The organism is Streptomyces sp. SPB162 (assembly GCF_029504575.1).
Classification (GTDB): domain Bacteria; phylum Actinomycetota; class Actinomycetes; order Streptomycetales; family Streptomycetaceae; genus Actinacidiphila.
Window position 1 is genome coordinate 693504 of the sequence record NZ_JAQFII010000001.1, and the last position, 25399, is coordinate 718902.

A 25399-nucleotide genomic window follows, 5' to 3' on the forward strand; every position below is an offset into this window, starting at 1 on the left:
CTAACCGAACGGTTCCGCACGGCGGTCCGGTCGGCGGACGGCTCCCCCGGGCCCCGTCACCACAGGTCGGGGTCGGCCGACAGCCGCTCCTTCGCACGGGCGGCCAGCGCGGGATCCGGCTGCGGCGCCAGGTCGGAGTGCTTGACGGACCAGGCCGCCACGTACGGGCACAGGGGTACGACGGACCGGCTCTCGGTGGCGGCCAGCTCGTACAGCGCCCCGGCGAGCGCGCCCGCCACGCCCTCCCCCTGGTGCTCCGGTTCGACCACCGTGTGCACGGCCACCAGCGCGCTCCCGCCGCCGGTCCCGTCGTCCTCCAGCACGAAGTAGTCGATCCGGCCGAGCAGCTCGTCCCCGGCCCAGGCTCCCAGGCGGCCCGCCGCCCGATCGTCACGAATGTCCCTACCGTTGTCCATGCCGTCCATCATGCGCGACGGGGCGGACGAGCGCGGTACCAGCGGGGCCCGAAGGCCGAAACGAGCCCGGGCGCGGGCCGGCGGAGGCCGCCGACCCGCGCCCGGGTCGGGTCAGCGGTTGAGGCGCAGCGTCCAGATGATGCTCATCTCGCCGGTGACCGCGCCGTCCTCGCGGCGGATCGTGACGCGGACGGGGAACTCGGGGCGCTCGCCCTTGTCGAGTTCCGCGACGACGTCCGCGACGGGGCGGCCGAGCTCGGCGGTGGCGGTGACCGGGCCCATCGCGAGCTTCGCGTAGGCGATCTCCGCGCGCACCGCGAGCGGCACGGCGCGGGAGAGCTGGTCGCCGAAGGCGCTCAGCACGATCGCGCCGCTGGCGGACTCGGCCAGGGTGAACATGGCGCCGGCGTGCGGGCCGCCGACGTGGTTGTGGAAGTCGGGCTGGTCGGGCAGCGTGACGACGGCACGCTCCGCGCTGGTCTCCCCGAACTGCAGGTTCAGGGTGCGGACCATGGGCACAGTGGCCGCAAGCAGTTCGCCGGTCGAAGGCAGGGTCTCGGACATGCCTGAATGTTACCAGCGGGTAGCAATCCTGCCCAGGGCATCCGCGGCGCGTTCCTCTGGAACTACCGACCAGTAATGAGGGGCGGCGTGGAACCACAAGCCCGCACCCCCTAGTGTTTCTGGCCATGTGGCCAGGAGAGCAGCAGCCCGGGGGACAGCAGAACCCACAGGGGCCGTACCCGCAGGACCCGAACCAGCAACCGCCGTACCAGGCGCCGTCGCCCTACCCGACGCCGTCCCCGTACCAGACCCCGTCCCCTTACCAGACACCCGGCTACGGCTATCCGCAGCAGGCGCCGCAGCAGCAGTACCCGCAGCCCACCCCGCCCGGCCCGCCCCCGCAGTGGGGACCGCCCACCATGCCCGGCGGCCCCGGCCCCGGTGGGCCGCAGCCCGGCAACCGCAGGAACACGACGATCATCGTGTCGATCGTCGCCGCCGTGGCGGTGATCGCGGCCGTGGTCATCGGCGGCGTCTACCTGTCGGGCGACGACAAGGACAGCGACGTCGCCGACCCGGGCAAGAGCCCGAGCGTCTCGCAGAGCGCCACGCCGACCCCCACTCCCACCGCCTCGGACAGCGCGGCGGCCGCCGGCGGGACCGGCGACGACTCCCGCGGCGACCCGAGCGCCGTCGAGGTCAAGCCGGTGGTCCCGGGCTGGCAGGTCGTCCGCCGCACCGAGCGCAACGTCGCCTTCGACGTGCCGGCGAACTGGACGCTGGCCAGCGAGGGCACCCTCATCGGCTTCGAGGACAAGGGCAAGCCCGCGGTCACCATGGGCGCGCCCGCCTTCTACAAAGAGAACTGGTGCGGCACGAGCGACCGCGCCGCGGTGGGGACCAAGGGCGCCAGCGGCGCCAAGAGCGTCCAGGAGGCCGCCGAGGTCCAGGCCGAGTCGTGGGCGTACTGGGGCTACCAGGAGGACGGCAAGGTCACCGTCGCCAAGACCAGTGCCAAGCCGTTCAGCAACTCGCACGGCATCACGGGCTACTCCTCCTCCGCGACCGCCAAGAACGTGCCCAAGAAGGACAAGTGCTCCTCCGACGGCGTCGTCTACACGGTCGCCTGGGTGGACTCCGCCAAGGCCCTGACCGTGTGGGTGCTCTACGCCGACCGCGGCGCGGGCGTCACCGACGGCGTGCCGGACGCGACCATCACCACCATCATGGGCAGCATCCGCGAGCTGAAGAAGAAGTGAGCTCCGACGGCGGTGGGCCGGGCCGGCCCACCGCCGAAATCCGGTGGCACCGCGGCGGACCGGCCGCGATAGTCGCCAGGTGACTTCCGACGCCGCACCACGGACCCCCGGCCGGCCGCCCCGACTGCCCTCCTGGGCCGGCCGCAACTTCCAGCTGCTCACCGCGGCGTCGGTCATCACCAGCCTCGGCAACTCCGGGGCCCTCATCGCGGCGGCCTTCGCGGTCATCGAGTCCGGCGGCAGCGCCACCGACGTCGGCCTCGTGGCCGCGTCCCGCACGCTCCCGCTCGTGGTCTTCCTGCTCATCGGCGGCGCGCTCGCCGACCGGTTGCCCCGCAACCAGGTGATGGTCGCGGCCAACGTGCTCAACTCCGTCTCCCAGGCAGCCTTCGCCACCCTGATCATCTCGGGGCACGCCCAGCTGTGGCAGATGGCCGCGCTCACCGCGGTCGGCGGCACCGCGCACGCGTTCTTCTCCCCCGCCGCCGAGGGCATGCTGCTCGCGACCGTCGACCCGGCCCACGCCAACAAGGCGTTCTCGGTCTTCCGGGTCGGCATGAACGGGGCGACCATCGGCGGCGCGGCGCTCGGCGGGGCCCTGGTCGCCGCCATCGGACCCGGCTGGGTCCTCGCCGTCGACGCGGGCGCCTTCGCGGTCGCGGCGGCGCTGCGCTCCTTCCTCACCAGCACGGCGAACCCGCGGTCCGAGCCCGGCGGCGGCATGCTGCGCGATCTGCGCGACGGCTGGCGGGAGTTCGCCTCCCGACGCTGGCTGTGGGGCATCGTCGTGCAGTTCTCCGTCGTCAACGCGGTCTTCACCGCCTCCGAGGCGGTCTACGGGCCGCTGGTCTCCGAAGAACGCCTGGGCGGCGCCGGGCCCTGGGGCCTGGCGCTGGCGGCGTTCGGCGCGGGCACGGTGGGCGGCGGCGTGCTGATGATGCGCTGGAAGCCGCGCCGCATGCTGCTGGCCGGCACGCTCAGCATCTTCGCGCTGGCGCTGCCGCCCGCCGGGCTGGCCCTGGTGGTGCCCGCGGCCGGCCTCGCGGCGCTGATGTTCGTGACCGGCGTCGGGGTGGAGGTCTTCGCGGTCGGCTGGATGCTCGCCCTGCACCAGGAGATCCCCGGCGACAAGCTGTCGCGGGTCTCCTCGTACGACTGGTTCGGTTCGGTCGCCATGGTGCCGGTCGCGACGGCGCTCGCCGGCCCCGCCATGAACACCCTCGGCCGCTCCGCCGCCCTGTGGGGCTGCTCCGGGCTCGTCGTGCTGCTCACCGCCGCGGTGCTGCTCCTGCCCGAGGTGCGCGGGCTGACCCGCCACGAGACCTCCGCCGTCGCCGAGTCCGCGCCCGTCCCCGTCCCCGTCCCCGTCCCCGTCCCCGTCCCCGTCCCCGGAGCCACCGTTGTCGGGACGGCGCCGGCTCAGCCGACGGCGAAGGCGCCGTCCGGCGGCTCGGGCGACGGCACCGCCGTGGCGTCGTAGACCGGGGATGACCCGGCCGCGAGCCGGGCGAGGGCGCCCCCGTCGACGACCCGGGCGGGAAACGCGTCGGCGGCCGTCAGCCGGGCGATCCGGTCCAGCGGGAGCGGGTCGTGCGAACCGAGCAGCACCGCGTTGCCGAAGCGCCGGCCGCGCAGCATCCCCGGCTCCGCGATCACGCAGAGGTGCTCGAAGACCTCGCGCACGGTGGCGATCTGTGAGCCGAGGAACGCGAACGGCGCGGCATCGGCGAGGTTGGCCAGATACAGGCCGCCCTCCGCACGCACCACGGACGCGGCCGACCGCAGGAACTCCACCGTCGTCAGGTGCGCCGGCACCCGCGAGCCGCCGAACACGTCCGCGACCAGGACGTCGGCACTGTCCGGCGCGGCCCGCTCCAGCCAGCCGCGCGCGTCATCGGTGTGCACCACGACCGCCGGGTCGTCCACCGGCAGGTGTTCCGAGACCAGCGCCACCAACCCCTTGTCCGCCTCCACCACGTCCTGCCGCGACCCCGGACGGGTCACCGCCAGCCGGCGCGGCAGGGTCAGGGCGCCACCACCGAGATGCACCACGTCCAGCGGCCGGCCCTCGTCGAAGACCGCGTCCACCGCGTGGGCCAGCCGCCGCACGTACTCGAACTCCAGGTACGCGGGGTCGTCGAGGTCGACGTACGACTGGGGGGCGCCGTCCACGGTGAGCAGCCAGGCCCGCGCCCGGTCCACATCGGGCAGCAGCTTGGCGGTGCCGAAGTCGACGGCGCGGGTCACCGGTATCGGTTCTGGGTCCACCGCGCCATTGTCCCAAGCCGGAAGCCGTGCGGGCACCGACTCGAACCGGACGGGTCAGCCGCACCACACGTTGCGGACCTGCTCGGCGTGCACGGCGCTCTGGGCGCGGCCGGCCCGCGCGGAGCCGGCCCGCCGCGTCGGATCGAGCACGTTGCGCCCGAACGCGGTCCGTGACGCCCGGTTCGGGGTGATCAGCGCCACCTGCGCACCGGCCGCCGTCAGCGCGGCGGCTTGCGTCCGGGGTGCCGGGACCGGACCGCCGCCCCGGGCGATCGGCGCGAGGACCACCACCCGCTCGTAGCCCTCCGCGAGGTCGGCGTTGGCGCAGGACCGCACGCCGCCGTCGATCCAGCGCCGCCCTCCGGCGGTGATCGGCGGCCAGACGCCGGGCACGGCGCAACTCGCGCTCACCGCGTCGACGACGCCGACGCCCGCGGCTCTGTCGAAGACGGTGAACTCGCCGTTCTCCGCGTCCACCGCGGTGACCAGCAACCGCTGTTCCGGCCAGTCGTGCGAGACCAGCCGCCCGGCCATGGCGGCGCGCCGTTCCGCCTCGGGTGCGGTGCGCGCGGTCCGCGCGATGTGGCCCATGCGCAGCAGATAGGTCTGCACGTCGTGCGAGCGGGCCGCCGCCCAGACGTACCGGGAGATGAGCCGGCCGCTGAGACGGGCGACGGTCTCCCCGCTCGGGTCGATGAGCTGGCGCTCGTACAGCTCCTCGACCCCCAGCCGCCCGGAGGTGAGCTGCGCCCCGACGATGGCCCCCGCGGAGGTGCCGACGACCAGATCGGCCGTGCCGAGGTCCACCCCGGCCTCCGCGAGACCGGCGATCATGCCGATCTCCCATCCGATGCCGGTCAGTCCGCCGCCGCCCAGTACCAGCGCTGTGCCCTTCATGCCCAGGGTCCTCTCGCCACGGGCCGCGGCTCGGGCGGCTCCGGGAACACGGGAACAGTTGAGGAGCAGTGTGCCGCGTGTGCCGCGCGACGAACAGACGACGGGCCGTGTCCCCCGCACCCAGTGGTGCGGGGGACACGGATCCGGACGACGGTCGATCGTCGCCGGTCAGGCGTCGACGGCGGTGACGGTCCCCGCTCCGACCGTCCGGCCGCCCTCGCGGATCGCGAAGCCGAGCCCGACCTCGAGCGGTACGGGCCTGCCCAGCTCCACCGTCATCTCGGCGGTGTCACCCGGCAGCGCCATCGCGGCCGCGCCGAGGTCCACGTCCCCGACCACGTCCGCGGTGCGGATGTAGAACTGCGGCCGGTAGCCGGTGGAGACCGGGGTGCGGCGACCGCCCTCGGCGGCCGGCACCACGTACACCCGGGCGGTGAACCGGGTGCTCTGCGTCACGCTGCCGGGCGCCGCCACGATGTGCCCGCGCCGCACGACGTCCCGCTGCACCCCGCGCAGCAGCAGCGCCACGTTGTCGCCCGCCTGCGCGGACTCCATCGGCTTGCCGAAGGTCTCCAGACCGGTCACGACCGAGGCCGTGTCCGCACCGAGGACCTCGACCCGGTCACCGACCCGTACCGTCCCGCGCTCGACGGCGCCCGTGACGACCGTCCCGCGCCCGGTGATGGTCAGTACGTTCTCCACCGAGAGCAGGAAGGGGGCGTCGAGGTAGCGCACCGGCATCGGCACGTGGCTGTCGACGGCGTCCAGCAACTCCCCGACCGCCGCGGTCCAGCGCGGGTCGCCCTCCAGCGCACGCAGCCCCGACACCCGCACCACCGCGGCCGACTCCCCCGGGTACCCGTGCGCACTGAGCAGCTCGCGCACCTCCAGCTCGACGAGGTCGGTCAGCTCGGGGTCGCCGGCGTCGGCCTTGTTGAGGGCCACGACGATGTGCTCGACGCCCACCTGGCGGGCGAGCAGCACGTGCTCGGCGGTCTGCGGCATCACGCCGTCGAGCGCCGAGACCACCAGGATCGCCCCGTCGAGCTGGGCCGCTCCGGTGATCATGTTCTTCACGTAGTCGGCATGGCCCGGCATGTCCACGTGCGCGTAGTGCCGGGTGGCGGTCTCGTACTCGACGTGCGAGATGGTGATCGTGATCCCGCGGGCGGCCTCCTCCGGCGCCCGGTCGATCCGGTCGAACGGGACGAAGGTGCCGGTCCCCCGCTCCGCGAGCACCTTGGTGATCGCGGCGGTCAGCGTCGTCTTGCCGTGGTCGACGTGGCCCATCGTGCCGATGTTGAGGTGCGGCTTGGTGCGTACGTATGCCGTCTTGGACATGGGTGTTTCGCTTCTTCCTCGGAATTCCGCGCAACGCACCACGGTGTGGTGATCGCGCACAAGAACACGGGGACCCCCTGGGCCGTACCGACCCTCCCCCTGCGGGGTCCGCCGGAATGTCCGGGGAGGGTCAGCTTCGGGCGCCGTCGAGGAACGAAGCGAGGGCAGCCTCCAGCGCGTCCGCGACTGCGGACGTATCTGCGAAGGCATACCGGTTCATGCCGTTGATGATCCGTCACACGACATTCGCGGTCCAACGGTTTTCGCCCACCGGGTTGCGGTTTTCCCGATCGGGCGCGTCGACCTCATGATCGCTTGGCAACTCACGGTAATCATGCGGTAGCTTGCACCATCGCGCGCCGGGCTCCGGGAGCGCAGGCCACCGCCTGGCTCACGGATTCCGGTCTGCCTCCACCCGGTTGCCCCGCACCACCCCGTGCGCGAACCGGTCGTCGCCCATCACCGCGACCCGCGCGACAGCCACGATCAGCAACATGTCATGCTCATACCAATTGGAGTCGGAGTGGTCACGCAGTGAACGTTGTACGGCGCTTGGGCGATTCGCCACGGGTTCGGGGATGCCTGAACGAGACCAACTGCCCGGATGTCTTCGAATTGAGCACCGGCGACTTCGCCGTCATCGGGGAGGCGATGACCGACCGGCTTCGCGGTCTACTGCCCGACGACGCGGGCGTGGGACCCGACGAACACGTCGTAGTGATCCCGCGCGATGTTCTCGTCAGGGCTCGTCGGGACATTCCGGAGAAGTAGCGGACGGACGCCGAACGAGGGTGGGTGGCAGCGGCCGCTCACCCTCGGTGTCATCCGTTCCGGCGCAGCGGAGTCGTGGTGAGCGCGGCGACGTACGCGCGCTCGACTATCTCGGAGAATTCCGCCTCGGCCGTGCCCGGCGGAATCTCCTGGGCCCGCGAGACGCGCAGGCTCTCCCAGAACTCCCGCCAGAGCCGACTGGCGAACAGATGCTGGAAGGATCCTTCGATGTGCGCGGTGGCGTAACCGGTCTCGTAGGCGAGCAGGTGCAGGGAAAGGACCTGGTTCATGTACAGGTACTGCTTGTTCCGCAGATCTGATCCGTCGGAACTGTACGACGGCCAGGTGGCCGCCAGATCGGGATCGTCCATCGCCATCCGGTGCAGCGACATGTGCAGACCGCGCATCAACGCTTCCGAGGTGCGGTGCAGCTCGCCGTTGGCCCGCCCACTGACCTGACACTGCTCCTGCAGGGCGTCCTGCTGGGTCCGCAGCGCCTCGCGGTGCAACTCCACCTCGCGATGCTGTACACGGATGGCACCGGCCATGTAGACGAGCACCGCGGTCGAACTCACCGCCGAGGCGGCACCGAGCGCCTGGCCCGCGTTACTGCTGTTCTCGCTCTGCAGCCACGGAATGTGAACGAGCAGCAGGCTGAGCACGACGCACGAACAACAGGCCACCATTGTGGCGACCACGGCAAGAGCCACCTGCTTGGCACGAGTGTCCACCGATTTCTCACCCCCGGAATGCCAGTGGATGGCAGATTCCCTGCACGCAGTATCGATCCGCCGGGTGCCGTGCCCCAGAAGGAGATGCGGACGCCGCTCCTCCACAGCATCCGTGCCGTCACGGCGGCGTGGGTGTGGGTGCGGCCTGTGGGGCTCCCGCATCGTTGTGTGCCGAGAGCGTTCATCCCGGTTCGGGCCAGGGCCGGATACGCGGTCGCATGAGCTGTACCCGCCAGTAGCCCCGATCCGCACCACGCCCCCGTGCGACCGCCGTGCGCCCCCGCTTTGGAGGACCGGCCGCTCGCCTGACGACCGGGGTGCCCGTGGTCCCTCCGTCGCGGGCCGCACGATGCCGGCGACGGGGAGGGTGCGGACCCCGCCCGCTCCGGTTGTTCGCACGCCTCGGTTAGGCTCGCCTGATGCTCGACCGCCTCCCGACGTCAACCGGCCACGCCGTACGGTGCACCCGTGCGTTGCGCTCGCCGTGGGCCCGGCTGGCCCTGCTGGTCGCGCTGCTCATGGGCGCGGCGACGGCCGTCCTGCTCTGGCAGCCGCAGCACCTGATCATGGACGGCTGGCCCCAACTGTCGGGCGCCGCCGCCCTGGCGCTCTTCGGCGCCGCGTACGGGGTGTGCGCGTTCGCCTTCGTGCCCCGCCCGCTGCTCAACGTGGCGGCCGGCGCGCTGTTCGGGACGCAGGGCGGGCTGGTCTCCGCGCTGGCCGGCACCGTTCTGGGCGCCGGGCTGTCCTTCTGTCTCGGCCGACTCCTGGGCCGCGCCGCGCTCAGGCCCCTGCTGCGCGGGCGCCTGATCACCTCGGTGGACCGGCAGTTGAGCCGGCACGGCTTCCGCAGCATGCTCGCGATCCGGCTCTTTCCCGGCGTGCCCTTCGCCGCGGCCAACTACTCCGCGGCCGTCTCGCACATGCGCCTGGGCCCGTTCCTGCTGGCCACCGCGATCGGCAGCATCCCCAACACGGCGGCGTACGTCATCGCGGGCAGCCGCGCGTCGTCGCCGACCTCACCGGCCTTCCTGCTGGCCATGGGGTTCATCGCCGCGACCGGCCTCGGAGCCGTCCTGGTCGCCGCCCGGGCCCGCCGCACCCGGAACTCCCCGTCGTCCGGCTGACGTTTCCACGCCGCTCGCTGGTGACGGCCGGTGTGGTGGACGCCGGGGGCGCCGCGTTCGAGTGACCGGAGCCGCCCGGTCCGCGCCGGGCCGCCCGGTCCGCGCCGGGCCGCCCACTCAGGGCTGCGGCAGGACGGAGGCCGGGCGCGGCTCCGACCGGCTCACCTTCCGCAGCGTGACCCTTCGCACACGCCGTTTCGCCCGCATTGGTCGTCAGCGCGACCGGCAACCCGTAGCCTGTCGGGTATGCAAGCAACACCCGTGGCCGAGGCGAACGACGCCCTCCGCGCCTACCTTCACGCGCACGGTTCCCGTGCCTGGACCCCGGCCGAGCTCGCCGAGCTCGAACGTCTGCGGTCCGCGTTCCTGGCAGCGCAGCGCGCCCATTACCGGAAAGCCGCGTAGCGGCTGACCTTCCCGCCGGGCCCGCCGTTCACCGGCCGCCCGCACCCGACGACCGTCACGCCGCCCGCACCGCACATCGGTGCGGGCGGCTTCTGCTTCCGCCGCTACCAGCGCTCCGGGTGGTGGAGCGCGGGCGGCAGTTTCGTCGCGGCATCCCCGCGTGCCGCGTCCAGTTGCGACTGGATGAGGAAGACGGTCCCGGTGAGGTCGGCGCCGCGCAGATCGGCGTCCCGGAAGTCCGCGCCGATCACGTCGGCCATCCGCAGATCGGCGCCCGCCAGATCCGCCCCGATGAGATACGCCCCGCGCAGGTTCGCGCCCCGCAGGTCGGCGTCCCTGAGCCGGGCACCGATGAGGTCGGCTCCCCTCCGGTCCTTCTTCTTCCCCCGCACCTCGGCGCGTACGAGCTCACTGGCCCGCAGTAGCAGGGCGTTGACCTCACTCCGGTGCGCCGGCACGTCGAGTTCCATGAGGAGCTCGGGGTTGTACCGGGTGAGGCGTTCGGTCTCCCGCAGCGCGGCCTCGAGTTCGACGTGCAGCGGACGGGCCGGCCGCAGCGTCAGCGCCTCGGTCAGGTACCAGAGCAGTTCGTGCAGGTCCCGCATGACCGGGAAGACCCGGAACATCTGCTGCGCCGTTCGCGGCGCCTGCCGCCAGTCCTGGCCGCCGAACGTGACCTGCGAGACCTGCTGCCCGGCGCCGAAGCAGTCGTAGACGGTGCAGCCGCGAAAGCCCTTGTCCCTGAGGCGGGTGTGGATGCCGCAGCGGGAGTCCCGCTGCAGGTTCGGACAGGCCTGACCCGCGTTCTTGTCGATCGCGAAGTCCACCGAGGCGGAGAACGCCGGCACGACGCAGCACAGCGCGAAGCAGTTGCCGCAGTCGGCCCGCAAGGCGCCTCCGGAGCCACCCGCAGAGCCACTTTCGGGGCCACTTTCGCAACCTGAACCGGCCTGCGGCTCGGCCGGTGCACTTGCGCGTGCGCGGGTACGTGCGCGGTTCTCAGCCAACGTGCTCGGTCTCCTGTACGAAGCAACCGTGCCGCCCGGGGTCCGCCGGCACATCAGGGCATGGCTGGGTCCGGCACTCTCACCTCACACTTTATCGAACCCCGCACGCGGACTGCCACGCTCCGGGGCCGCCCGGCGCCCGGCCGTCGCCCAGCCGTCGCCCGGCCGGGGAATGGAAAGGCGGCGCTGCCGCGCCGCCTTGACCTTGACGCCGAATAGAACACATGAACTCCAATGCGCCGACTATTCGAACTATTGAGTTCCGCTTTCACGCTCCAGAGGTGAGCGCACCAATCCGGCGAATACCAGGAATCGCAGATGAGAGCCTCGCCGATATCGAACACCCTGCTTCGATCTCCCGTCGGCGCACGGGGGTTGCGAGCAGACCCGTAATGCCGTGCCGCCCCGATGTCGCATATGCCGTTTCTGAAAGCTGGATTCCGATTGCCGCACGGGGCCCATAGTCTTGTCGCATGCGCGGCACACACTCGACCCATGCGAATGATCGACTGCGCGCCTATGTCCAGGCGCACGGCGACCGATCCTGGACACCCGCCGAACTCAAGGAACTCGCCCGCCTCCGGGACGCCTATCTGGCGGCCCGCCGCGCCGAACGCGCGAGCGCCGCATAAGCGCCGCGTACCACCGGTCCCTCTCCCACACGTCCCCGGCCATTCTCTGCCGGGTATCCACCGGGTATGCGGCGGGCAGCCGCGCGCGCCGAGCGTCCGGCGTGCGCCTACTCCCCCGGGCGTAGTTCGGCTGCCTCCGGCCGGACGACGACTCCCGGACGCCCGCCGGGGAATCTTGGGGCATGCAAACCGACAACAGACGCCGTCTCCGTGGACGTGAGATATGGCGCGCCGCCCGGAGCAGCGAACGGCTCTCCTACGCGACCGGCGCCGCTCTCGTCGTCTCGGGCCTGGTGCACCTGGGAGTCTTCGCCGTGGACGGGGGTCCGTGGGAGGGGCCGGTCTCCTGGCGCAAGCCCTTCACGTTCGGGCTCTCCTTCGGTCTGACGCTGATCGCGGTCGCCTGGGTGACGTCGTACCTGCGGATGGGCACGCGCACCCGCGCCGTGCTGCTCACCGTGTTCGCGGCTGACTGCGTAGTGGAGGTCGCCGGCATCACGCTCCAGGCGTGGCGCCGGGTGCCGTCGCACTTCAACATGGAGTCGCCCGTCAACACCCTGGTGTCGATGTCGCTCGCCGTCGGTGGCGCGCTGCTCGTGGTGATCCTCTCCGCGTTCGCCGTCATCTCGTTCACCCGGCGGCCCGAGGGCCCGACCGGTATGCCGCTCGCGCTGCGCGCGGGTTTCGCCATCCTGCTCGTCGGACTCCTGTCGGGGGCGGCGATGATCGCCCGCGGAGTCATCCTGACCCGCACCGGCCACCAGGCCGCCGGTTACCGCAGCACCGCCTCCGTCAAGCCCCTGCACGGCATCAGCCTGCACGCCATCCTGGTCCTCCCCGTGCTCGCCCGGCTGTTGACGTTCACGACGTGGAGCGCGCAGGCCCGGTACCGGGCGGTGGTCGCTTCAGCCGGCTGCTACACGGCGGCCGTCGTCGGCGCTCTGGGGTGGGCGGTCCTGACGTACTGACAGGCGCTCGTGGGACGCGTCCGGCGGGCCGGTGGGCCGGTGGGCCGGCGGCTCGATGACGGTGTCACGGAGACCCGATGGCGGACAGCGGGGACGTCGGCAGGTCACGGGCGCGGCGTACCGGCGAGAAGACCAGGATCAGAGCGGCGAGCGGCACACCCGCCGTCGTGATCCACATGGCGGCGCGCAGGCCGAGCACGGTACCCAACGTGCCGCCGAGCAGCGCCCCGAGCGGGATCGTGCCGAAGTTGATGAACGACGTGCTGGCGGTCAGACGGCCGAGCAGCTCCGGTGGGCAGTAGCTCTGCTGGAAGCTCGCCTTGAGGACATTGCCCGCCACCACTCCGACGGACACGCAGAAGCCGCCCGCCACGTAGAGCAGCATTCCCGCGCCGCCGACGGTGAGCGGGATGAGCAGGGCGAACACCGCGAAGCCGAGCTCGAACAGGAGCGTGGCGCGCGCCGTCCCGACCCGGGCGGCGACCCTGCGGGCGGCGAAGGCGCCGGCGACCCCGCCGCTTCCGGCGGCCGCGATCAGCGCGCCGACCGTACCGGCGCCCACCCCGACCTCCCGCACCAGGAAGACGACCAGGATCGACTGGAACCCCATCAGCGCGAGGTTCGACGTCGCGCCGAAGAGCGTCAGGGTGCGGATCCAGGGATCGCGGGTGGCCAGCCGAAGCCCTTCGCCGACCTCCTTCACCAGTGCCCTGGGCGGACGTTCGGCTCGCGCGGTGCGGGGTTCACGGTGCCGGATGCCCGACAGACAGAGCAGCGAGACGAGGAACGTGGCGGCGTTGGCGAACATCCCGTCGACCGCGCCCGCCAACTGGGCGATCAGCCCGCCGGATCCGAGCCCCACGATCTGCGCGGCCGATGCGCTGCCGTGCAGTTTGGCGTTGCCTTCGGGCTGGTCGGCCGGGGCGAGGATGCTGGGGAGGTAGGCCGTGTAGGCAGTCTGGAAGAAGACCAGGGCCGTACCCGTCAGGAGGGCGATCACGAGCAACAGGCCGACGCTCAGCACACCGGCCCACGCGGCGACCGGGACGCTGACGTAGAGCAGGAGCGAGACGCCCGCCGCGATCAGCATGATCGGACGGCGGCGCAACCGGTCGACCCAGACGCCGACGGGAAGCCCGATGATCAGCCACGGCAGCCAAGTAGCAGCCGCCAGCAGGCCGACCTGGAAGGTGGTGGCGTGCAGCGCGCCGACGGCCGCCAAGGGCATCGTCACCCCGGTGACGGACGCGCCGAACTTGCCCGCCGTCTCACCGCACCACAGCAACCGGAAGTCCCGGTGCCGGCGCAGCAGCCCGCCGCGTAGGCCGACGTCCGGGCGTACGCGGTCGTCCGAGCCTATGCCGTCACCCGGACGCGGGTCATCCGCGGGAACTCCGTCGTCGTGGAGCGCGCCTTCGCCCGGACCGTGGCCCGTGTTCGTACTCACGCGCCGTCACATTCCTTCCGGGGGAACGACTGGAGCTGGATGATGACGGGCAGGGCGTCCTCGCCGGGTTCCGCGTCGGGGTCCGGGGCATGCCGGTCGATGACGGCCAGCAACTCGGCCGCGAGCGCTTCCAGTTGCGCGGGCGTCATCCGCAGGTCGGTCCGGTCGGAGAGGGTGCCGACGCCCTGCCAGGGACCCTGCCAGTCGTCGGCGAGGTAGTCGACGACCCGGGAAAACGTCTGCTGGACCAGTTCGTGCATATAGACGGAGAGGGCGCCCCGGGTGTCCGGGTCGTAGCGGAACTCCGTGCTGTCGAGCGTGCGCCGTTCCCTGACCGCCTGCCACCAGCGCTCGCGCTTGGTGCCCCGTCCGGTCACTTCCTCGATGAAGCCGTGCTCGGCGAGCTGACGCAGGTGCCAGCTGACGGTGCCGGTGTTCTCCCCCAGCCGCTCGGCGAGACGGGTCGAGGTGGCGGGCCCGTCGAGCTTCAGCAGTTCGAGCATCCGCATGCGCAACGGGTGCGCCAGCCCGCGCAGGCTGCGGGCGTCGATGTGCCGGACGGGGGTGCCTGGAGCGGACGCGTGCGACGAGCGTTCAGGGTCATCGGCCATAGCGGCATCGTATGCTACAGAGAACACTCTGCAAAGGATTATCTGCAGAGAAACCTCTGTCTATGTGGGCTCCGCGGCCGCTCGGCTACCGCCCCGCCGCGCCAAGCGGGGTCAAGGCGAGGGGATTCCCCCGCACAACGTCGAGCACGGTCCGGTCGCCGAGCGGACGCGACAGCCGGAACCGCGCGGGCGTCGTGCGCAGGGCCGCGTCGCAGAGCGAGCCCTCGGGCAGCCTCCAAGGGCCGACGCGGCCGATGAGGACGACAACGTTTCCCGTCTCGTACACCTGGCCGGGCAGGACGTCGACGCACGACCCGTGGGCCACCCGGGTAGTGAGGACCAGACCGTCGGAGGAGATCCCGTTCCAGCCCACCCCCGCCGCCAACCCCTCGATCCCAGACGCGGGTTGACCCGACTGCGGACCTTCCGGCGGTTGGTCGGGAGAGATGGCGGGATAGGTGAACGGCTGGGCGTAGCCCTCGATCGTGAACTCCCAGACGGGGATGGTGGCACGCCCGCGACTCGTCGCCAGTGTCCGGGTTCCGGCCTTGACCGCGGTCACGCGCAGCCGCCGATCGCAGTCCACCCCTGCACAGTCGGATCTGCTCCGCACCAACCCGTCGAACACGTGACGTGCTGTCAGCAGATGTCTTCCGGAGGACGATCCGTCCGACCACGTCACCGTCGCCTGCTGACCGTCCGGGCCTGGTGCCGGGAGCCGCGTGGCGAGGTCGAAGTGCCCCCTCAGGAAAGCGATTTTGTCCCCCCCGCTGTGGAACGCGTCCGGCGGAAGCCACGCGGCCCCGTCGAGCGGTCTGTACCCGGCGCGCCAGACGCGTTCCGCCGCCGATCCCGTCCAGGCTCTGGCCACTTCGGCCGCCCGCCGGGCGGCGGCCCCACTCGGACGCCCGGCGTCCCCGGCGGCCACCGCGTCGTCCCCGCTCACCAGGACCCCCCTTCCGGCGGGGGCGTCCGACGCCGTCCGCACCCCATCGGCGCCACACCCCGCGACGGTGAGCGACACGCCTAACAGGATTGCACTGACGCGAACGGCACGGCTGCGCATGACGGTTCCTCCATGACGACGCCCCGGCGGCGTGCCCCTTCGACGTGAGTCGGGTAACGGCGGTTCCGGGTACCGTGGGCCCGGAGAAGCCGATCATGCGGCGCCCGGGTGCGGATGCCGTCAACGCTCCAGGGGGCTGTGCCATGACGACGGACATCGAGATGACGAGCGGCATCACCTACGGGACCGGCGGCCAGTGCCTGGATGTCCACCGGCCCCCGTCCTCGCCGTCGGCGGCGCCCGTGGTGCTGCTCTGGCACGGCCGCGGCCCCGACGAACGGGACGTGCTAGCGCCGCTCGCCCGGGGTGCCGCGGGGCTCGGAGCCGTCGTCTTCGTACCGGACTGGCGTCCTGACGCCCCTGACGGCGGCCGGGCCCAGCTCGCCGAGTCGGTGACGTTCGCGCGCGAGAACGCGGCCCGCTTCGGCGGGGACCCCGAGCGGATGGTCCTGGCGGGCTGGTCGCTGGGCGCCAACGCCGTGCTGGGCGTCGCCCTCGATCCCGCCGCGCTCGACGGCTGGCGGCCGCGCGCCGTCGTGGGTATCGCCGGCGGCTACCGCCTCAGGGCGCCGACCACCGGAACCGTCCCGATCGACGACGCCTCCCGGCGCGGCGGTGCGGTGCCCCCCATTCCGGTCCACCTGGTGCACGGCACGACCGACCCGGCGGTGGACATCGAGCAGTCACGTGAACTGCGCGACGCCCTGGAGGAGCACGGATGGCCGGTGCGGCTCGACGAGCTCGCGACCGACCACGCGGGCGTCGTCATGACCGAGTACGACGTAGAACGTCAGCGCTGCCTGCCCAGTACGGCGCCGCACGCCGTCGACGCCGGCACGCACACCGCCCGCCTGTTGGCCCGCGCCGCCGGAATCCCCGGCATCTGACTCGGCACCCGACACTCGACCTGGGGTCACGGGACCATCGTGAGCCCCGCGGCTCCCCCACCACGGCTCAGGACCATGGTGCGGATGTGATCGCGGGCCCTGACGTAGTCGGCACGGCCCGGGTTCTTACGCAGCGCGTCATTGAGGGTCACGACGCGGTTCGGCGGCCCGAGATCCATCAGCTGCGGAATGAACTCGGCCTTCCGCACGCTCCACCGCTGCCCGGCCGCCGCGGGCGGAGCGAACGTGAACCGGGCGATGGACCCCATGTTGCCGCGGGCGTCCTGCTTGTCGTCGTAGGTGAACATCTGCCCGGCGACCTGATCGCCCATCCCGTAGACGACCCACGTGCCGTTGACCTTCTCGTACGCCTGGGGAATATGGGCGTGGGTCCCGAGGATCAGATCGATGTCGGCCCGCCCGCCGGTCCGCGCGGCGGTCAGTTGCCTGCCGACGGTCAGCTGCATCTCGTCCGGGTCGTCCTGCCACTCGGTCCCCCAGTGCAGGCTCACCACCACCACATCGGCCCCCGCCTTCCGGGCGGCCCGGGCGTCGGCGATGATCCGGTCCGGGTCGATGAGGTTGACCGCCCACGGGTGCCCTTCGGGCTGCGGGAACCCGTTGGTGTCATAGGTGTAGGCGAGCTGCGCGACAGTGGCGCCCCCCGCCTTGAGCAGCGCCGGTCTGCCCGCCTCGGCGGCGGTACGGGCCGAGCCGGCGTGCCGGACCCCGACCGCGTCCATGGCGTCGAGCGTGTGCCGCACCCCGTCCGCGCCGTCGTCGAGCGTGTGGTTGGAGGCGGTGGAACAGGAGTCGTAGCCGGTGTCCTTGAGCGCCTGGGCGACCTGCGGCGGCGACTTGAACGTCGGATAGCCGGTGAAGGGGCCGTCCTTGCCGCCATACACCGTCTCCATATGACAGATCGCCAGGTCCGCCGCGCTCACCACCGGTTTCACGCCCGCGAGCATCTTGTGGAAGTCGTAGCCTGACCCTCCGGCGTCCGCCTGGGCCTGCCGGATGATCACCGCATGGGGCAGGACGTCCCCCGAGGCGACGAGCGTGAACCCTTGCGCCTGCGCGGCAGCGCGTGCCAGTTCCCTCTTCGAAGCGGGTACGGCGTGCGGCCCGGCGCCACCGCCGCAGGCACTGACGGCAACGGTTCCGAGGGCGGCGGCCGCGGCCAGCGCTCTGTGTCGTGTGCGGATCGGCATCGGCGCGACTCCATGATCGGGAGATCCGACTATCAGCCGATCACACCACGCCATGCGCAAGACCCTCGGCCCCAGCCGCCCCCGTCACCCCTGCGAGGCCACGCGATCAGCCCATCCGGGCTAACCACCGGCGCCGGGCCAGTCCGCGTAGCGGATCCGGGAGAGCTCCAGCACCTCCCCGAGCGCACCCCACTCGTCCTTCCCCAACCGCGTCAACGGCCGCAGCTTCCGCACCTCGGGATGCCCGTCGACCAGCACCGCCTCGGACACGGCCGCGTGCACGACCCGCCCGAACACCACCGTCGAGTCCCCCATCCGCAGCATGCTGTGCATCTCGCACTCCAACGCCACCGGCGACGCCGCCACCCGCGACGGCCGCACCCGCAGACTCGGCTCCCGAGCGATACCCACCGCCTCGAACTCACTCACTCCGGCCGGAAAGTCCGTAGCCGTCGCATTGATCTGCTCGAACAGATGCTCCGGAGCGAAGTTCACGACGAACTGCCCCGTCCCCTCGATATTGCGCAACGAGTCCTTCCGCCCGACCGAGGTGAACTGCACGATCGGCGGACTGACACACGACACGGTGAAGAAGCTGTGCGGGGCGAGGTTGTCAGTGAAGCCGTCTGGGCTGATCGTCGACACCCAAGCGATCGGTCGAGGCACAACCACCGAGGTCAGGAGCTTGTAGAAGGCGGTCCGGTCGACGACCGCGGGATCAAAGTCGATGCGCATGCCAGCCAGTATCCACACAAGTCGGCCGTGGACCACCGTGTTCGTGACCACGGCGGACTGTACGTGGCGCCGACGTCGGGCGCCGGTTCAACCTGACGCTGACGCAGCTCCGGCAGGGCTCGGCGCTTACCCATCCGCCGACAGTCCCGTCGTGCGCAACCGATGTACCGTCTGCGCCGAAGTCGCGCGGGGCACTTGGGCCGCCAACGCCGACAGCAACCCTTCCCAGGCATGGGGGAGTCCCGCGTCCACGGCCGACCGGTAGGCGGCGCAGGCCTCGTGCAACCGTCCCTGTTCCAGGTACAAAGCGCCGAGCATGCTGTGGGCCTCCGCGTCACCGGCCGTGCAGCCACGGATGTAGGCGCGTTCGGCGGCGGCGGCGTCGCCCCGTTCCTCACGCACGCGGCCCAGTGCGGTCCAGGCGGCGGAGGCGCCGAGAGCGTCGGCCCGGAGCACCGCTCGCCGAGATCCGTCCCGGTCCCCCACCCGCTCCCGCATCCGAGACAGTGCAGCCCATGCCGCGGGAGAGCCCCGGTCGGCGGCCAGATCTGCGGCGAGCTCAGCTCCCTCGGAATTGCCGGCGCTCTCTCGGCGGCGAGCCAGCCTGATCCAAGCCTCCACGTCACCCACGCGGGCCGCCTCCGCCGCGGCGTGGGCGGCGCCCGCGGCGGAGCCGCGCTCTGCGCGCGCCTCGGCCAGCGCAGTCCAGGCCTCCGGGTCGCCGGTGCGGGCCACTTGCGCCGCGGCCGCCTCCGCGGCCACGCTGTCACCGTCCGAATCGGCGAGCAGGGCAAGTTCGCGCCAGGCCGCTCCGACGCCCAGAGCGGCCGCCTCGCGATGAGCGGCGGCCGCCCCCGACGTGTCACCGGCTGCATTCCGCAGTTGCGCCAGCAGCGACCAACCCTCGGGGTTTCCCGAACTCGCGCCGCCGATGGCTGCCGCCACAGCTGACGCATGGTCACCGAGTGACCACTGCAGCCGTACCAGAAGTGCCCAGGCCGCAGTAACGCCCGCGTCGGCCGCCCGGGTGGCGTGTTGCACCGCCTCGACGAGACCGCCGGCTCGTTCGGCGACCTGCGCGAGGCCCATGTGCCCCCACCCATCGCCAACGCTCACCGCCTGCTCGAACGCTTGCGCCGCCGCCGGGCCGTGCGACGCGCGCATCCGGCCGAGCGTCCGCCAGGCCTCCGCATGCCCCGCAGCCGCTGCCAGGGCAGCGACGGCATCCGCGCCGGCCGGATCCCTCGCCTCCTCCCGGATCCGGGCCATGGCCGGCCAGGCCCACACATCGCCTGCCTCGGCCGCACGACGGTAAGCGTCGTAGGCAGCAGAGTCGTCTCCGGCGCCCTCCCGCGACACGGCAAGGGTCGCCCAGGCGAGGGGGTCCATGGCGGCAGTCTCCTCGGCGGCGGCCCGTCCGTCGGTGGTCTCCCGCAGCACGGCCAGGGCGGCCCGGGCCCGGCTGTGACCCTTCTCGACGGCGTTCTTGTACAGCTCGGCGGCATAGCCGTAGCGACGCCGCTGCTCGGCGGCACACCCTAAGGCGTAGAGGTCATCGGCCGTCCTGGCATAGACCGCTCCGGTCCAGAACCCGGCCGGTGGTGCCCGATGTGCCCTGACCCGGCGTACGTGCTGCTCGAGGTAGTCGTCCGGGCGGTAGCTGTCGGGGTCGCCGACGTCCCGCGCGTACCGTTCCGCGATCAGCGGCACCGGACCGCCTGCCGTGGTGGTCAACGCGCTGATGGCCGCCGGGAACCACTCCTTGCCCGCGGTCGCGCGGGCTGTGGAGTCCATGAACCCCGCCGCGGCCTCCCTCAGCAGACGGGCCGGCACGGCGCTCGCGTGGCCGAGCCTGCGCGCTTCGACGGCGGCCGTCAGCACGGCGTGCTCGGGCGCGGTGAACCATTGGTCGGGGCCCATCTCCCAGCGGCGGACCAACTCCGGTCCCCCGGTGAGGTGCTGCAGGACACGGTCGCCAGGCCCGGCGGCCCGTACGGCGGCGGCCAGGCGCGGGTCACGGGCCGCTGCCGCGGCCACGGCCGAGGAATCACCCGACAGCGTGTCCGGCACCGTGATCATCGCGTGGCGTCCCGTCAACAACGCGTGGGTGTGCGGGGTCTCATCCCCGCTGTCCCTTCGGCTCTCCGTCAGTCGCCTCAGGTGTTCCGGCCACATGGTGCCCACCACGGAAAGGGGAGCGACCTGGTCGAGCAGCCGAGCCAGCGCCCTGGCGGCCCGCTCACCCGGGGCACCCGTCAAATAGCGTTGAGCCTCGTCGAGCCAGAGCACGGTGCGCGGGCCGATGTGCGACGCCTCGATCCACGCGGCCAGTTCGTCAGCGTCCGCCGGGTGCACCACGGGCCAGTCCGGCAGGACGGCCGCCACCGCCTCATAGGCGGCACGGGTCTTGCCGCTCGCCGAACGACCCACCAACAGGACGAACGCGGCGTCGTTCGTGGCGGCCGTGCCGGCCAGCCGCTGCCGCAGGGTCTCGTCATGCGGGCGCGGGAGGTACTCCGTCAACGGCAGGTCGACTGTTCCGTCGGGGCCCGGCGCGGGATGAACTCCCAGGCGTACGGGATTCCATTGGGCGGCGGTGCGGCTTCGGCCCCCGCTGTCAGACATGCGCCTCGGGAACATTTCTGCCGAGGTGCTCGACGGCTGGGCCCACGGTGTCGAATATGTGGAACACCTTAATCAGGCCGGTCAGCCGGAACATCTTCAGGACACTGTCCTTCCGCACGACCAACACCAGTCCGCCGTCGTGGGCGCGGACCCGCTTGAGGGCACCTATGAGCATATCCAACCCGGAGGTGTTGATGTGATCGAGGGCGGTCAAGTCCAGGACCACATGGAGCCTTCCCTGGACCACGAGGTCAACCAGCAGCTTGCGCACGGGCGGCACCGTGAATCCATCCAACGTGTCGCCCCCGACTCTCACCAGGGTGATGTCCTCGGAGAGGTGTTCGTACGCGTGGTCGCCCGATGTGACGACGCCCTGCTCGACTGCGCGCCGCTCGCGGGCCCGTTCCTCGAGGGCCGTACTTCGCTGCTCGATGCCTTTCTCCGCGCCTTCCCGCACGCAGTCGGCGGCAAGTGTCGCGACCGCGCTCGGCACGGCGTCATGAATGCGGAAGCCCCTGAACGGGCCGACCTTGGACAATCCGGCGCGCACCCGCTCGCTGGTGACGACCAAGGCGAGGGTCCCGCCTCTGAGGTGCACGCGCTGCAGGCCGGCGACGAGCACGGCCGAGCCCATGGTGTCGGCGACGTCGACCGCGCTCAGGTCGACGACCAGGACCAGCCGCCCGTCGTCGACCACCTCCACCAGTGCCGTGCACAGTTCCCGTGCGAAGCGGTCGTCGAGCACGGCGCCGCCCTGCCCGTCGCTGCCGACCCGCACGACAGTGATGTCGGCGCGCAGCTCCTCGTACGACATCTTCAGCTGCACCAAGCCCCCTTCATCTCTGGCTCTGCGGATCTTCTCCGCCCGGAGGTAGCGTGAACTCCCAGGCGCACGGGGTCCCACTCGGCGGGAGCGGTACGGCGGCGAGCCCCATCGTCATGCATGGGCGCGGAGATCCTCCCGGCCGAGGAACTCGACGGCCGGGTGCACCGCGCCGAAGATGGGAAACACCTTGGTCAATCCAGTGATCCAAAACTGCTTCCGCACTCTGTCGGACGCCACGACCAGCGCCAGCGCGCCGGCGTGGACATGGACGCGCTTGAGCGCGCCGACGAGGACACCCAGCCCGGTCGAGTCGATGGACTCAACGGCGGTCAGGTCGACCACCAGGAAGAAGCGGCCCTGTTCCAGCAGATCGACCAACGCCTCACGTAGGGACGGCGCACTGTAGACGTCCAGTTCCACCTCAACCGTCACCAGACTGATGCTCTCGGTCAGGTGCTCACGAGTGAAACCGTCCGACACGACGACGCGGGTCGCTGCACCGGCGGATTCCCTGGCGAGCCGCTCGCGGGCCCGTTCCTCAAGGGCAGCGCGTCGCTGCTCGATGCTTTCGTCAGCGTAGTCCTCAAGGAGCTTCCCGACCGCGCTCGGCACCGTGTCGTGGAGACGGAAGACCCTGGTCAGTCCACTCTTGGTCAAAACGGCGCGCACTCGTTCGCCGGTGACGACCAACGATAGCGACCCCCCTTTGAAGTGCACCCGCTTCAGGCCGCCGACCAGCACACGCAAGCCGCTAGCGTCGATGTCGGTTACCGCGCTGAGGTCGACCACCATGAGCAGCCGCCCCTCTTCGGCCAACTGCACCAGCATCTGCCTCAGCTCCGGTGCGGAATCGAACAGGAGCACGTCACCCTGGGCCTCACCATCGACGCGGACGACGGTGATGTCGTCGCGCTGGTCCTCGTACGACACCTTCAGCTGCACCAGGCCCCCTCCTCTCCCGCACTCGGGATCCTATCGACCTGGCACGCGCTACACAGGGATGAGCGCCATGCGAGCCGCATCCAGGAACGCCTCCTGCGCCACGCGGTGTTGGCTGCCGGACGCAGTGGTGGCGAGGGAACTCCACAGCGCCTCCGCCGCCGCCGTCACGGGGTCCGGTCCCTCCAGATGTACGACATTGAGCGCCTCCCCCACCGCGCCCATCGCGGCGTCGTACTCCCGCCGCCGTGACGACTCCTCCGCCGTGCCGATGGCGCTCTGCCAAGCTGACAGGGCCAGTTGCGCGCTGTCGGTCCGGCTCAGAAACGTCACGTATGCCCCCCGCCGAACGGCACGCTGGTTCGCGAGCGTCTGTTCGGCGAGCGTCCGGCGGGCCACGTCGAGCTGTGCCGTGGCCTGGAGTTGGCCCGCGTCCCAGGCGGCGGCTGCCTGTTGCCGTCCGGCCTCCCAGGCGGCGGCAGCCTGCCGTTCCCCCGCCGCCCAGGCGGCCGCGGCCTGACGCTTGGCGGCTGCCAGGCTGAACACCCCCGTCAACGCTCCGCCGCCGATCGCGGCGCCTGCGGCGACGAGCGCCGTCATCACTGCCTCGTCCACGTCAGGCGCCCAGCCCCGCCGCTACCACGGACCTGGCCTCCTTCTGGACCAGGCGCGGATGATCCTGTCCGAGGATGGACTCGCCGTAGGACTTGCAGGAGTCCCCGGTACCCAAAGGCCGGCCCGCCCAGGATGTGTTGGCGGCGGCGCCCTCGATGTCCCCCCGAGCGAGCAGGGCCAGGATGATGCCACCTTTGTCGGTCGTCCACGCCGAGCTGTTCCGGCGCAGGCAGGACGCCCCCGCCGACTCTTGGCCGCCGAAACCAAGCGTGCTGTCGAAGGGACCGTTCACGAACCACTCCGACCCGAAAGGGACTTCGACCAGCGGGCGGCCGACGTCCTCGTTGGCACCCGTTGTTCCCACTCCCACCCAGCACGACCCACCGGTACCACGTTCGCCAGACATGCGCTGACCGTACCGGTCTACCTTGGCCCCGCACCCGCACTGCCCCACGTTGGATCGAGGTCTCGTCTTCGTGAGTTCCTCGAGCGGAGGGCGGGGCCAAGGCCAAGGAGGCAGCCTCGCTGTCCTCGGGTACGGACCCACCGGGCGTGGAGTCATTCACCCGCACACATCTACTGGCCTCACGACCCTCTGTGTCAGCCCGGTCTCGGGCCACCGAGGTCCCCCGTCCGTCGTCCAGGAGTCCTTTGTGCCACCTCCCTGGGCTTCGGGTGGCCGGCGGCCCGGTCCTGCGGCTGACCGACTGGATCAAGGGTGTGACGAACCCCGCTTCTGGGCGGCCTGTTGCTCCTGGTCGACCCGAGCGCACCGTTGGCCGTGGTCGCTGCCTTGGCCGTGACAGCTGCCGTCACCGCAAGGGGCGATGGTGCTGCGGCAGCTCACCGTCCGAAGTCCGGCAGTCTGCGGATCGGATGTCGGACCGTGCGCCGGACTCCGGCGCCGGCCTGGCTGATCGGTGGTCTGGCCTCGTCGAACCTGGCCTTCGGTGTTCTGCAGGCTGCCGCCCCGATCACGGTCATCCACCAGTTCCACCACTCCCCCGCCCCGGTCGGCGCGATCTGGAGCGCGGCAGCCGTCGCCTCCCTGCTCGCCGTGTGGGTCGCCCGCCGAGCCATCGACCGTTGGCATGTGTGGCCGGTAGGCGCAGTAGCCGCCGCCGTGTCCACCGCAGCCTGCCTGGCCATCGCGCTCACTCCAACCTTCTACTCCTATGTCGAGTCGGTGGCCGTACTGATGGCTGCCGCGTGCGGTCGTTGGGAGCGCGGCGTCAGCCGACCTGTCCGGTCGGCCGCATGGTGATGTGGTTGATGTCCACGCCCGCGGGCTGATGGACGGCGAAGACGATCGTGTCCGCGACCTGCTCGGCGGTCATCACCGGCGCCGTCTCGGGGGTGCCGCCGCGCTCGTCCCAGAACGGGGTGTCCACCACCCCGGGGGCGACGACCGTCACGCCGACCCCGTCCTTGCCGACCAGCAGACGGGTGTTCTCGGCCAGTGCGTGCGCGGCCCACTTGGTGACCGAGTACAGGTTGCCAGGCGTGTTGCGCACCCCGGCGACCGAACCGATGATCACGATCCGGCCCTTGGACTCCCGCAGGTGTGGCAGGGTCTCCCGCACCAGCAGGGCCGGGCCCAGGACGTTGGTGAGGACCATGACGCGCATGTCCTCGGGGGCGTGGCTCTCCAGGTTGCCGGGCAGTGAGAAACCGGCATTGGCGATGACGTTGTCCAGTCGGCCCCACGCCTCCACCACGCGGCGCACGGCGGAGGCTACGTCGTGCGCGTCGCTGGTGTCGCCGGTGATCGTCAGCAGCCGCTCGCCCGCTGCGGCCGAAGCAGCGAAAGCGGCGAGCTTGCCCGCGCCACGTCCGGTGACGGCCACGCGGTGGCCCTGCTTGAGCAGGGCGCGGGCGGTGGCGGCGCCGATTCCGGTCGAGCCACCGGTGATCAGCGTGACGGGTTCCATGGGACGGCCTCCTTGGCGATGTGGTCATCGGGGCTCCGCCAGGCCCCCGGATGCCGATGAACACGAGGTGGCGCGTGAGGTCGACCGACTTCAGGTCGCCGGTTCCCCGAAACGCCTGCACTATACCCAGCGATCTTCCCGCTAAGCCGGTACGCCATCGCTGACTGGCCATGATGCCGC

Annotated in this window: 26 protein-coding genes and 2 pseudogenes; 9 read left to right on the forward strand and 19 right to left on the reverse strand. The window is 71.5% G+C overall.

Annotated features, from left to right (window positions below; genetic code table 11):
- Positions 1–56: 56 nt before the first annotated feature.
- Both M2266_RS03230 and M2266_RS03235 read right to left on the reverse strand, forming a co-directional pair.
- The gene (locus M2266_RS03230) at positions 57–416 is read right to left on the reverse strand and encodes a GNAT family N-acetyltransferase (protein WP_277436727.1); all 360 of its coding nucleotides are present in this window, start codon (positions 414–416) and stop codon (positions 57–59) included.
- A gap of 111 nt (positions 417–527) precedes the next feature.
- On the reverse strand, positions 528–980 hold the full coding sequence (locus M2266_RS03235) for a DUF4442 domain-containing protein (protein ID WP_277436728.1): 453 nt from the start codon (positions 978–980) through the stop codon (positions 528–530).
- A 125-nt stretch (positions 981–1105) separates the two neighbouring features.
- Between M2266_RS03235 and M2266_RS03240 the strand changes: the two genes are divergently transcribed.
- Both M2266_RS03240 and M2266_RS03245 read left to right on the forward strand, forming a co-directional pair.
- Positions 1106–2179 carry a hypothetical protein gene (locus tag M2266_RS03240; RefSeq protein ID WP_277436729.1) on the forward strand — a complete coding sequence of 358 codons (1074 nt, stop codon included), beginning with the start codon at positions 1106–1108 and terminating at the stop codon, positions 2177–2179.
- Positions 2180–2258: 79 nt separating this feature from the next.
- Positions 2259–3659: an MFS transporter gene (locus tag M2266_RS03245; RefSeq protein WP_277436730.1), complete on the forward strand. Its 1401-nt coding sequence runs from the start codon at positions 2259–2261 to the stop codon at positions 3657–3659.
- Here M2266_RS03245 and M2266_RS03250 read toward each other — a convergent pair.
- The 3 genes from M2266_RS03250 to tuf all read right to left on the reverse strand — a co-directional run bounded on the left by M2266_RS03250 (position 3599) and on the right by tuf (position 6685).
- Positions 3599–4447 carry a fused MFS/spermidine synthase gene (locus tag M2266_RS03250; protein ID WP_277436731.1) on the reverse strand — a complete coding sequence of 283 codons (849 nt, stop codon included), beginning with the start codon at positions 4445–4447 and terminating at the stop codon, positions 3599–3601. The genes M2266_RS03245 and M2266_RS03250 overlap by 61 nt on opposite strands.
- 54 nt (positions 4448–4501) lie before the next feature.
- The gene (locus tag M2266_RS03255) at positions 4502–5344 is read right to left on the reverse strand and encodes a patatin-like phospholipase family protein (RefSeq protein ID WP_277436732.1); all 843 of its coding nucleotides are present in this window, start codon (positions 5342–5344) and stop codon (positions 4502–4504) included.
- 168 nt (positions 5345–5512) lie between these two features.
- Complete coding sequence (gene tuf / locus M2266_RS03260; protein WP_277436733.1) at positions 5513–6685, reverse strand: elongation factor Tu; 1173 nt, start codon at positions 6683–6685, stop codon at positions 5513–5515.
- Between the two features lie 615 nt (positions 6686–7300).
- On the opposite strand from tuf, the gene M2266_RS03265 reads away from it, so the two are divergent.
- Entirely contained in the window at positions 7301–7456 is a 156-nt protein-coding gene (locus tag M2266_RS03265) for a hypothetical protein (protein WP_346780863.1), read from the forward strand.
- A gap of 50 nt (positions 7457–7506) precedes the next feature.
- Here the strand turns inward: M2266_RS03265 and M2266_RS03270 are convergent, their stop codons facing one another.
- A complete protein-coding gene (locus tag M2266_RS03270; RefSeq protein ID WP_277436735.1) occupies positions 7507–8187 on the reverse strand; it encodes a DUF6082 family protein in 681 nt (226 codons plus the stop codon).
- 419 nt (positions 8188–8606) lie between these two features.
- Here M2266_RS03270 and M2266_RS03275 point away from each other — a divergent pair, with 419 nt between their 5' ends.
- Complete coding sequence (locus M2266_RS03275; protein ID WP_277436736.1) at positions 8607–9314, forward strand: TVP38/TMEM64 family protein; 708 nt, start codon at positions 8607–8609, stop codon at positions 9312–9314.
- Positions 9315–9560: 246 nt separating this feature from the next.
- Positions 9561–9719: a hypothetical protein gene (locus tag M2266_RS03280; RefSeq protein WP_269276199.1), complete on the forward strand. Its 159-nt coding sequence runs from the start codon at positions 9561–9563 to the stop codon at positions 9717–9719.
- Between the two features lie 104 nt (positions 9720–9823).
- On the opposite strand, the gene M2266_RS03285 is transcribed toward M2266_RS03280, so the two are convergent.
- The gene (locus M2266_RS03285) at positions 9824–10609 is read right to left on the reverse strand and encodes a pentapeptide repeat-containing protein (RefSeq protein ID WP_277436737.1); all 786 of its coding nucleotides are present in this window, start codon (positions 10607–10609) and stop codon (positions 9824–9826) included.
- A 590-nt stretch (positions 10610–11199) separates the two neighbouring features.
- Between M2266_RS03285 and M2266_RS03290 the strand changes: the two genes are divergently transcribed.
- Positions 11200–11358, forward strand: coding sequence for a hypothetical protein (locus tag M2266_RS03290; RefSeq protein ID WP_277436738.1), 159 nt, complete (start codon positions 11200–11202; stop codon positions 11356–11358).
- Positions 11359–11540: 182 nt separating this feature from the next.
- Complete coding sequence (locus tag M2266_RS03295) at positions 11541–12326, forward strand: hypothetical protein (protein ID WP_277436739.1); 786 nt, start codon at positions 11541–11543, stop codon at positions 12324–12326.
- A 64-nt stretch (positions 12327–12390) separates the two neighbouring features.
- On the opposite strand, the gene M2266_RS03300 is transcribed toward M2266_RS03295, so the two are convergent.
- The 3 genes from M2266_RS03300 to M2266_RS03310 form a co-directional block, all read right to left on the reverse strand.
- Positions 12391–13686, reverse strand: a complete 1296-nt coding sequence (locus tag M2266_RS03300; RefSeq protein WP_277441051.1) for an MFS transporter — start codon at positions 13684–13686, stop codon at positions 12391–12393.
- An 83-nt stretch (positions 13687–13769) separates the two neighbouring features.
- Positions 13770–14384 (reverse strand): helix-turn-helix domain-containing protein, encoded by a 615-nt coding sequence (locus M2266_RS03305; protein ID WP_277436740.1) that lies wholly within the window; start codon positions 14382–14384, stop codon positions 13770–13772.
- 85 nt (positions 14385–14469) lie between these two features.
- Positions 14470–14970 (reverse strand): hypothetical protein, encoded by a 501-nt coding sequence (locus M2266_RS03310; protein ID WP_277436741.1) that lies wholly within the window; start codon positions 14968–14970, stop codon positions 14470–14472.
- A 623-nt stretch (positions 14971–15593) separates the two neighbouring features.
- Between M2266_RS03310 and M2266_RS03315 the strand changes: the two genes are divergently transcribed.
- A complete protein-coding gene (locus M2266_RS03315) occupies positions 15594–16337 on the forward strand; it encodes an alpha/beta hydrolase (RefSeq protein WP_277436742.1) in 744 nt (247 codons plus the stop codon).
- A gap of 26 nt (positions 16338–16363) precedes the next feature.
- Here M2266_RS03315 and M2266_RS03320 read toward each other — a convergent pair whose 3' ends face one another.
- From M2266_RS03320 to M2266_RS03355, 8 genes and pseudogenes are all read right to left on the reverse strand, one after another.
- A complete protein-coding gene (locus M2266_RS03320; protein WP_277436743.1) occupies positions 16364–17548 on the reverse strand; it encodes a CapA family protein in 1185 nt (394 codons plus the stop codon).
- 120 nt (positions 17549–17668) lie between these two features.
- The gene (locus M2266_RS03325; RefSeq protein WP_277441052.1) at positions 17669–18283 is read right to left on the reverse strand and encodes a flavin reductase family protein; all 615 of its coding nucleotides are present in this window, start codon (positions 18281–18283) and stop codon (positions 17669–17671) included.
- A 126-nt stretch (positions 18284–18409) separates the two neighbouring features.
- On the reverse strand, positions 18410–20806 hold the full coding sequence (locus M2266_RS03330) for a hypothetical protein (RefSeq protein ID WP_277436744.1): 2397 nt from the start codon (positions 20804–20806) through the stop codon (positions 18410–18412).
- A 94-nt stretch (positions 20807–20900) separates the two neighbouring features.
- Positions 20901–21734: an STAS domain-containing protein gene (locus M2266_RS03335; RefSeq protein ID WP_277436745.1), complete on the reverse strand. Its 834-nt coding sequence runs from the start codon at positions 21732–21734 to the stop codon at positions 20901–20903.
- Positions 21735–21845: 111 nt separating this feature from the next.
- Positions 21846–22187 carry an STAS domain-containing protein gene (locus M2266_RS03340; RefSeq protein ID WP_277441053.1) on the reverse strand — a complete coding sequence of 114 codons (342 nt, stop codon included), beginning with the start codon at positions 22185–22187 and terminating at the stop codon, positions 21846–21848.
- A 159-nt stretch (positions 22188–22346) separates the two neighbouring features.
- Positions 22347–22676: pseudogene (locus M2266_RS03345) on the reverse strand (STAS domain-containing protein); the annotation flags it as partial.
- A 48-nt stretch (positions 22677–22724) separates the two neighbouring features.
- Positions 22725–23288, reverse strand: coding sequence for a hypothetical protein (locus M2266_RS03350; RefSeq protein WP_277436746.1), 564 nt, complete (start codon positions 23286–23288; stop codon positions 22725–22727).
- Position 23289: 1 nt separating this feature from the next.
- Positions 23290–23628 (reverse strand): annotated as a pseudogene (locus M2266_RS03355) (hypothetical protein); the annotation flags it as partial.
- A 546-nt stretch (positions 23629–24174) separates the two neighbouring features.
- Between M2266_RS03355 and M2266_RS03360 the strand changes: the two are divergent.
- Positions 24175–24552 carry a hypothetical protein gene (locus M2266_RS03360; protein ID WP_277436747.1) on the forward strand — a complete coding sequence of 126 codons (378 nt, stop codon included), beginning with the start codon at positions 24175–24177 and terminating at the stop codon, positions 24550–24552.
- Here M2266_RS03360 and M2266_RS03365 read toward each other — a convergent pair.
- Positions 24521–25219, reverse strand: coding sequence for an SDR family oxidoreductase (locus M2266_RS03365; RefSeq protein WP_277436748.1), 699 nt, complete (start codon positions 25217–25219; stop codon positions 24521–24523). The two genes, M2266_RS03360 and M2266_RS03365, sit on opposite strands and share 32 nt — an antisense overlap.
- Positions 25220–25399 lie beyond the last annotated feature (180 nt).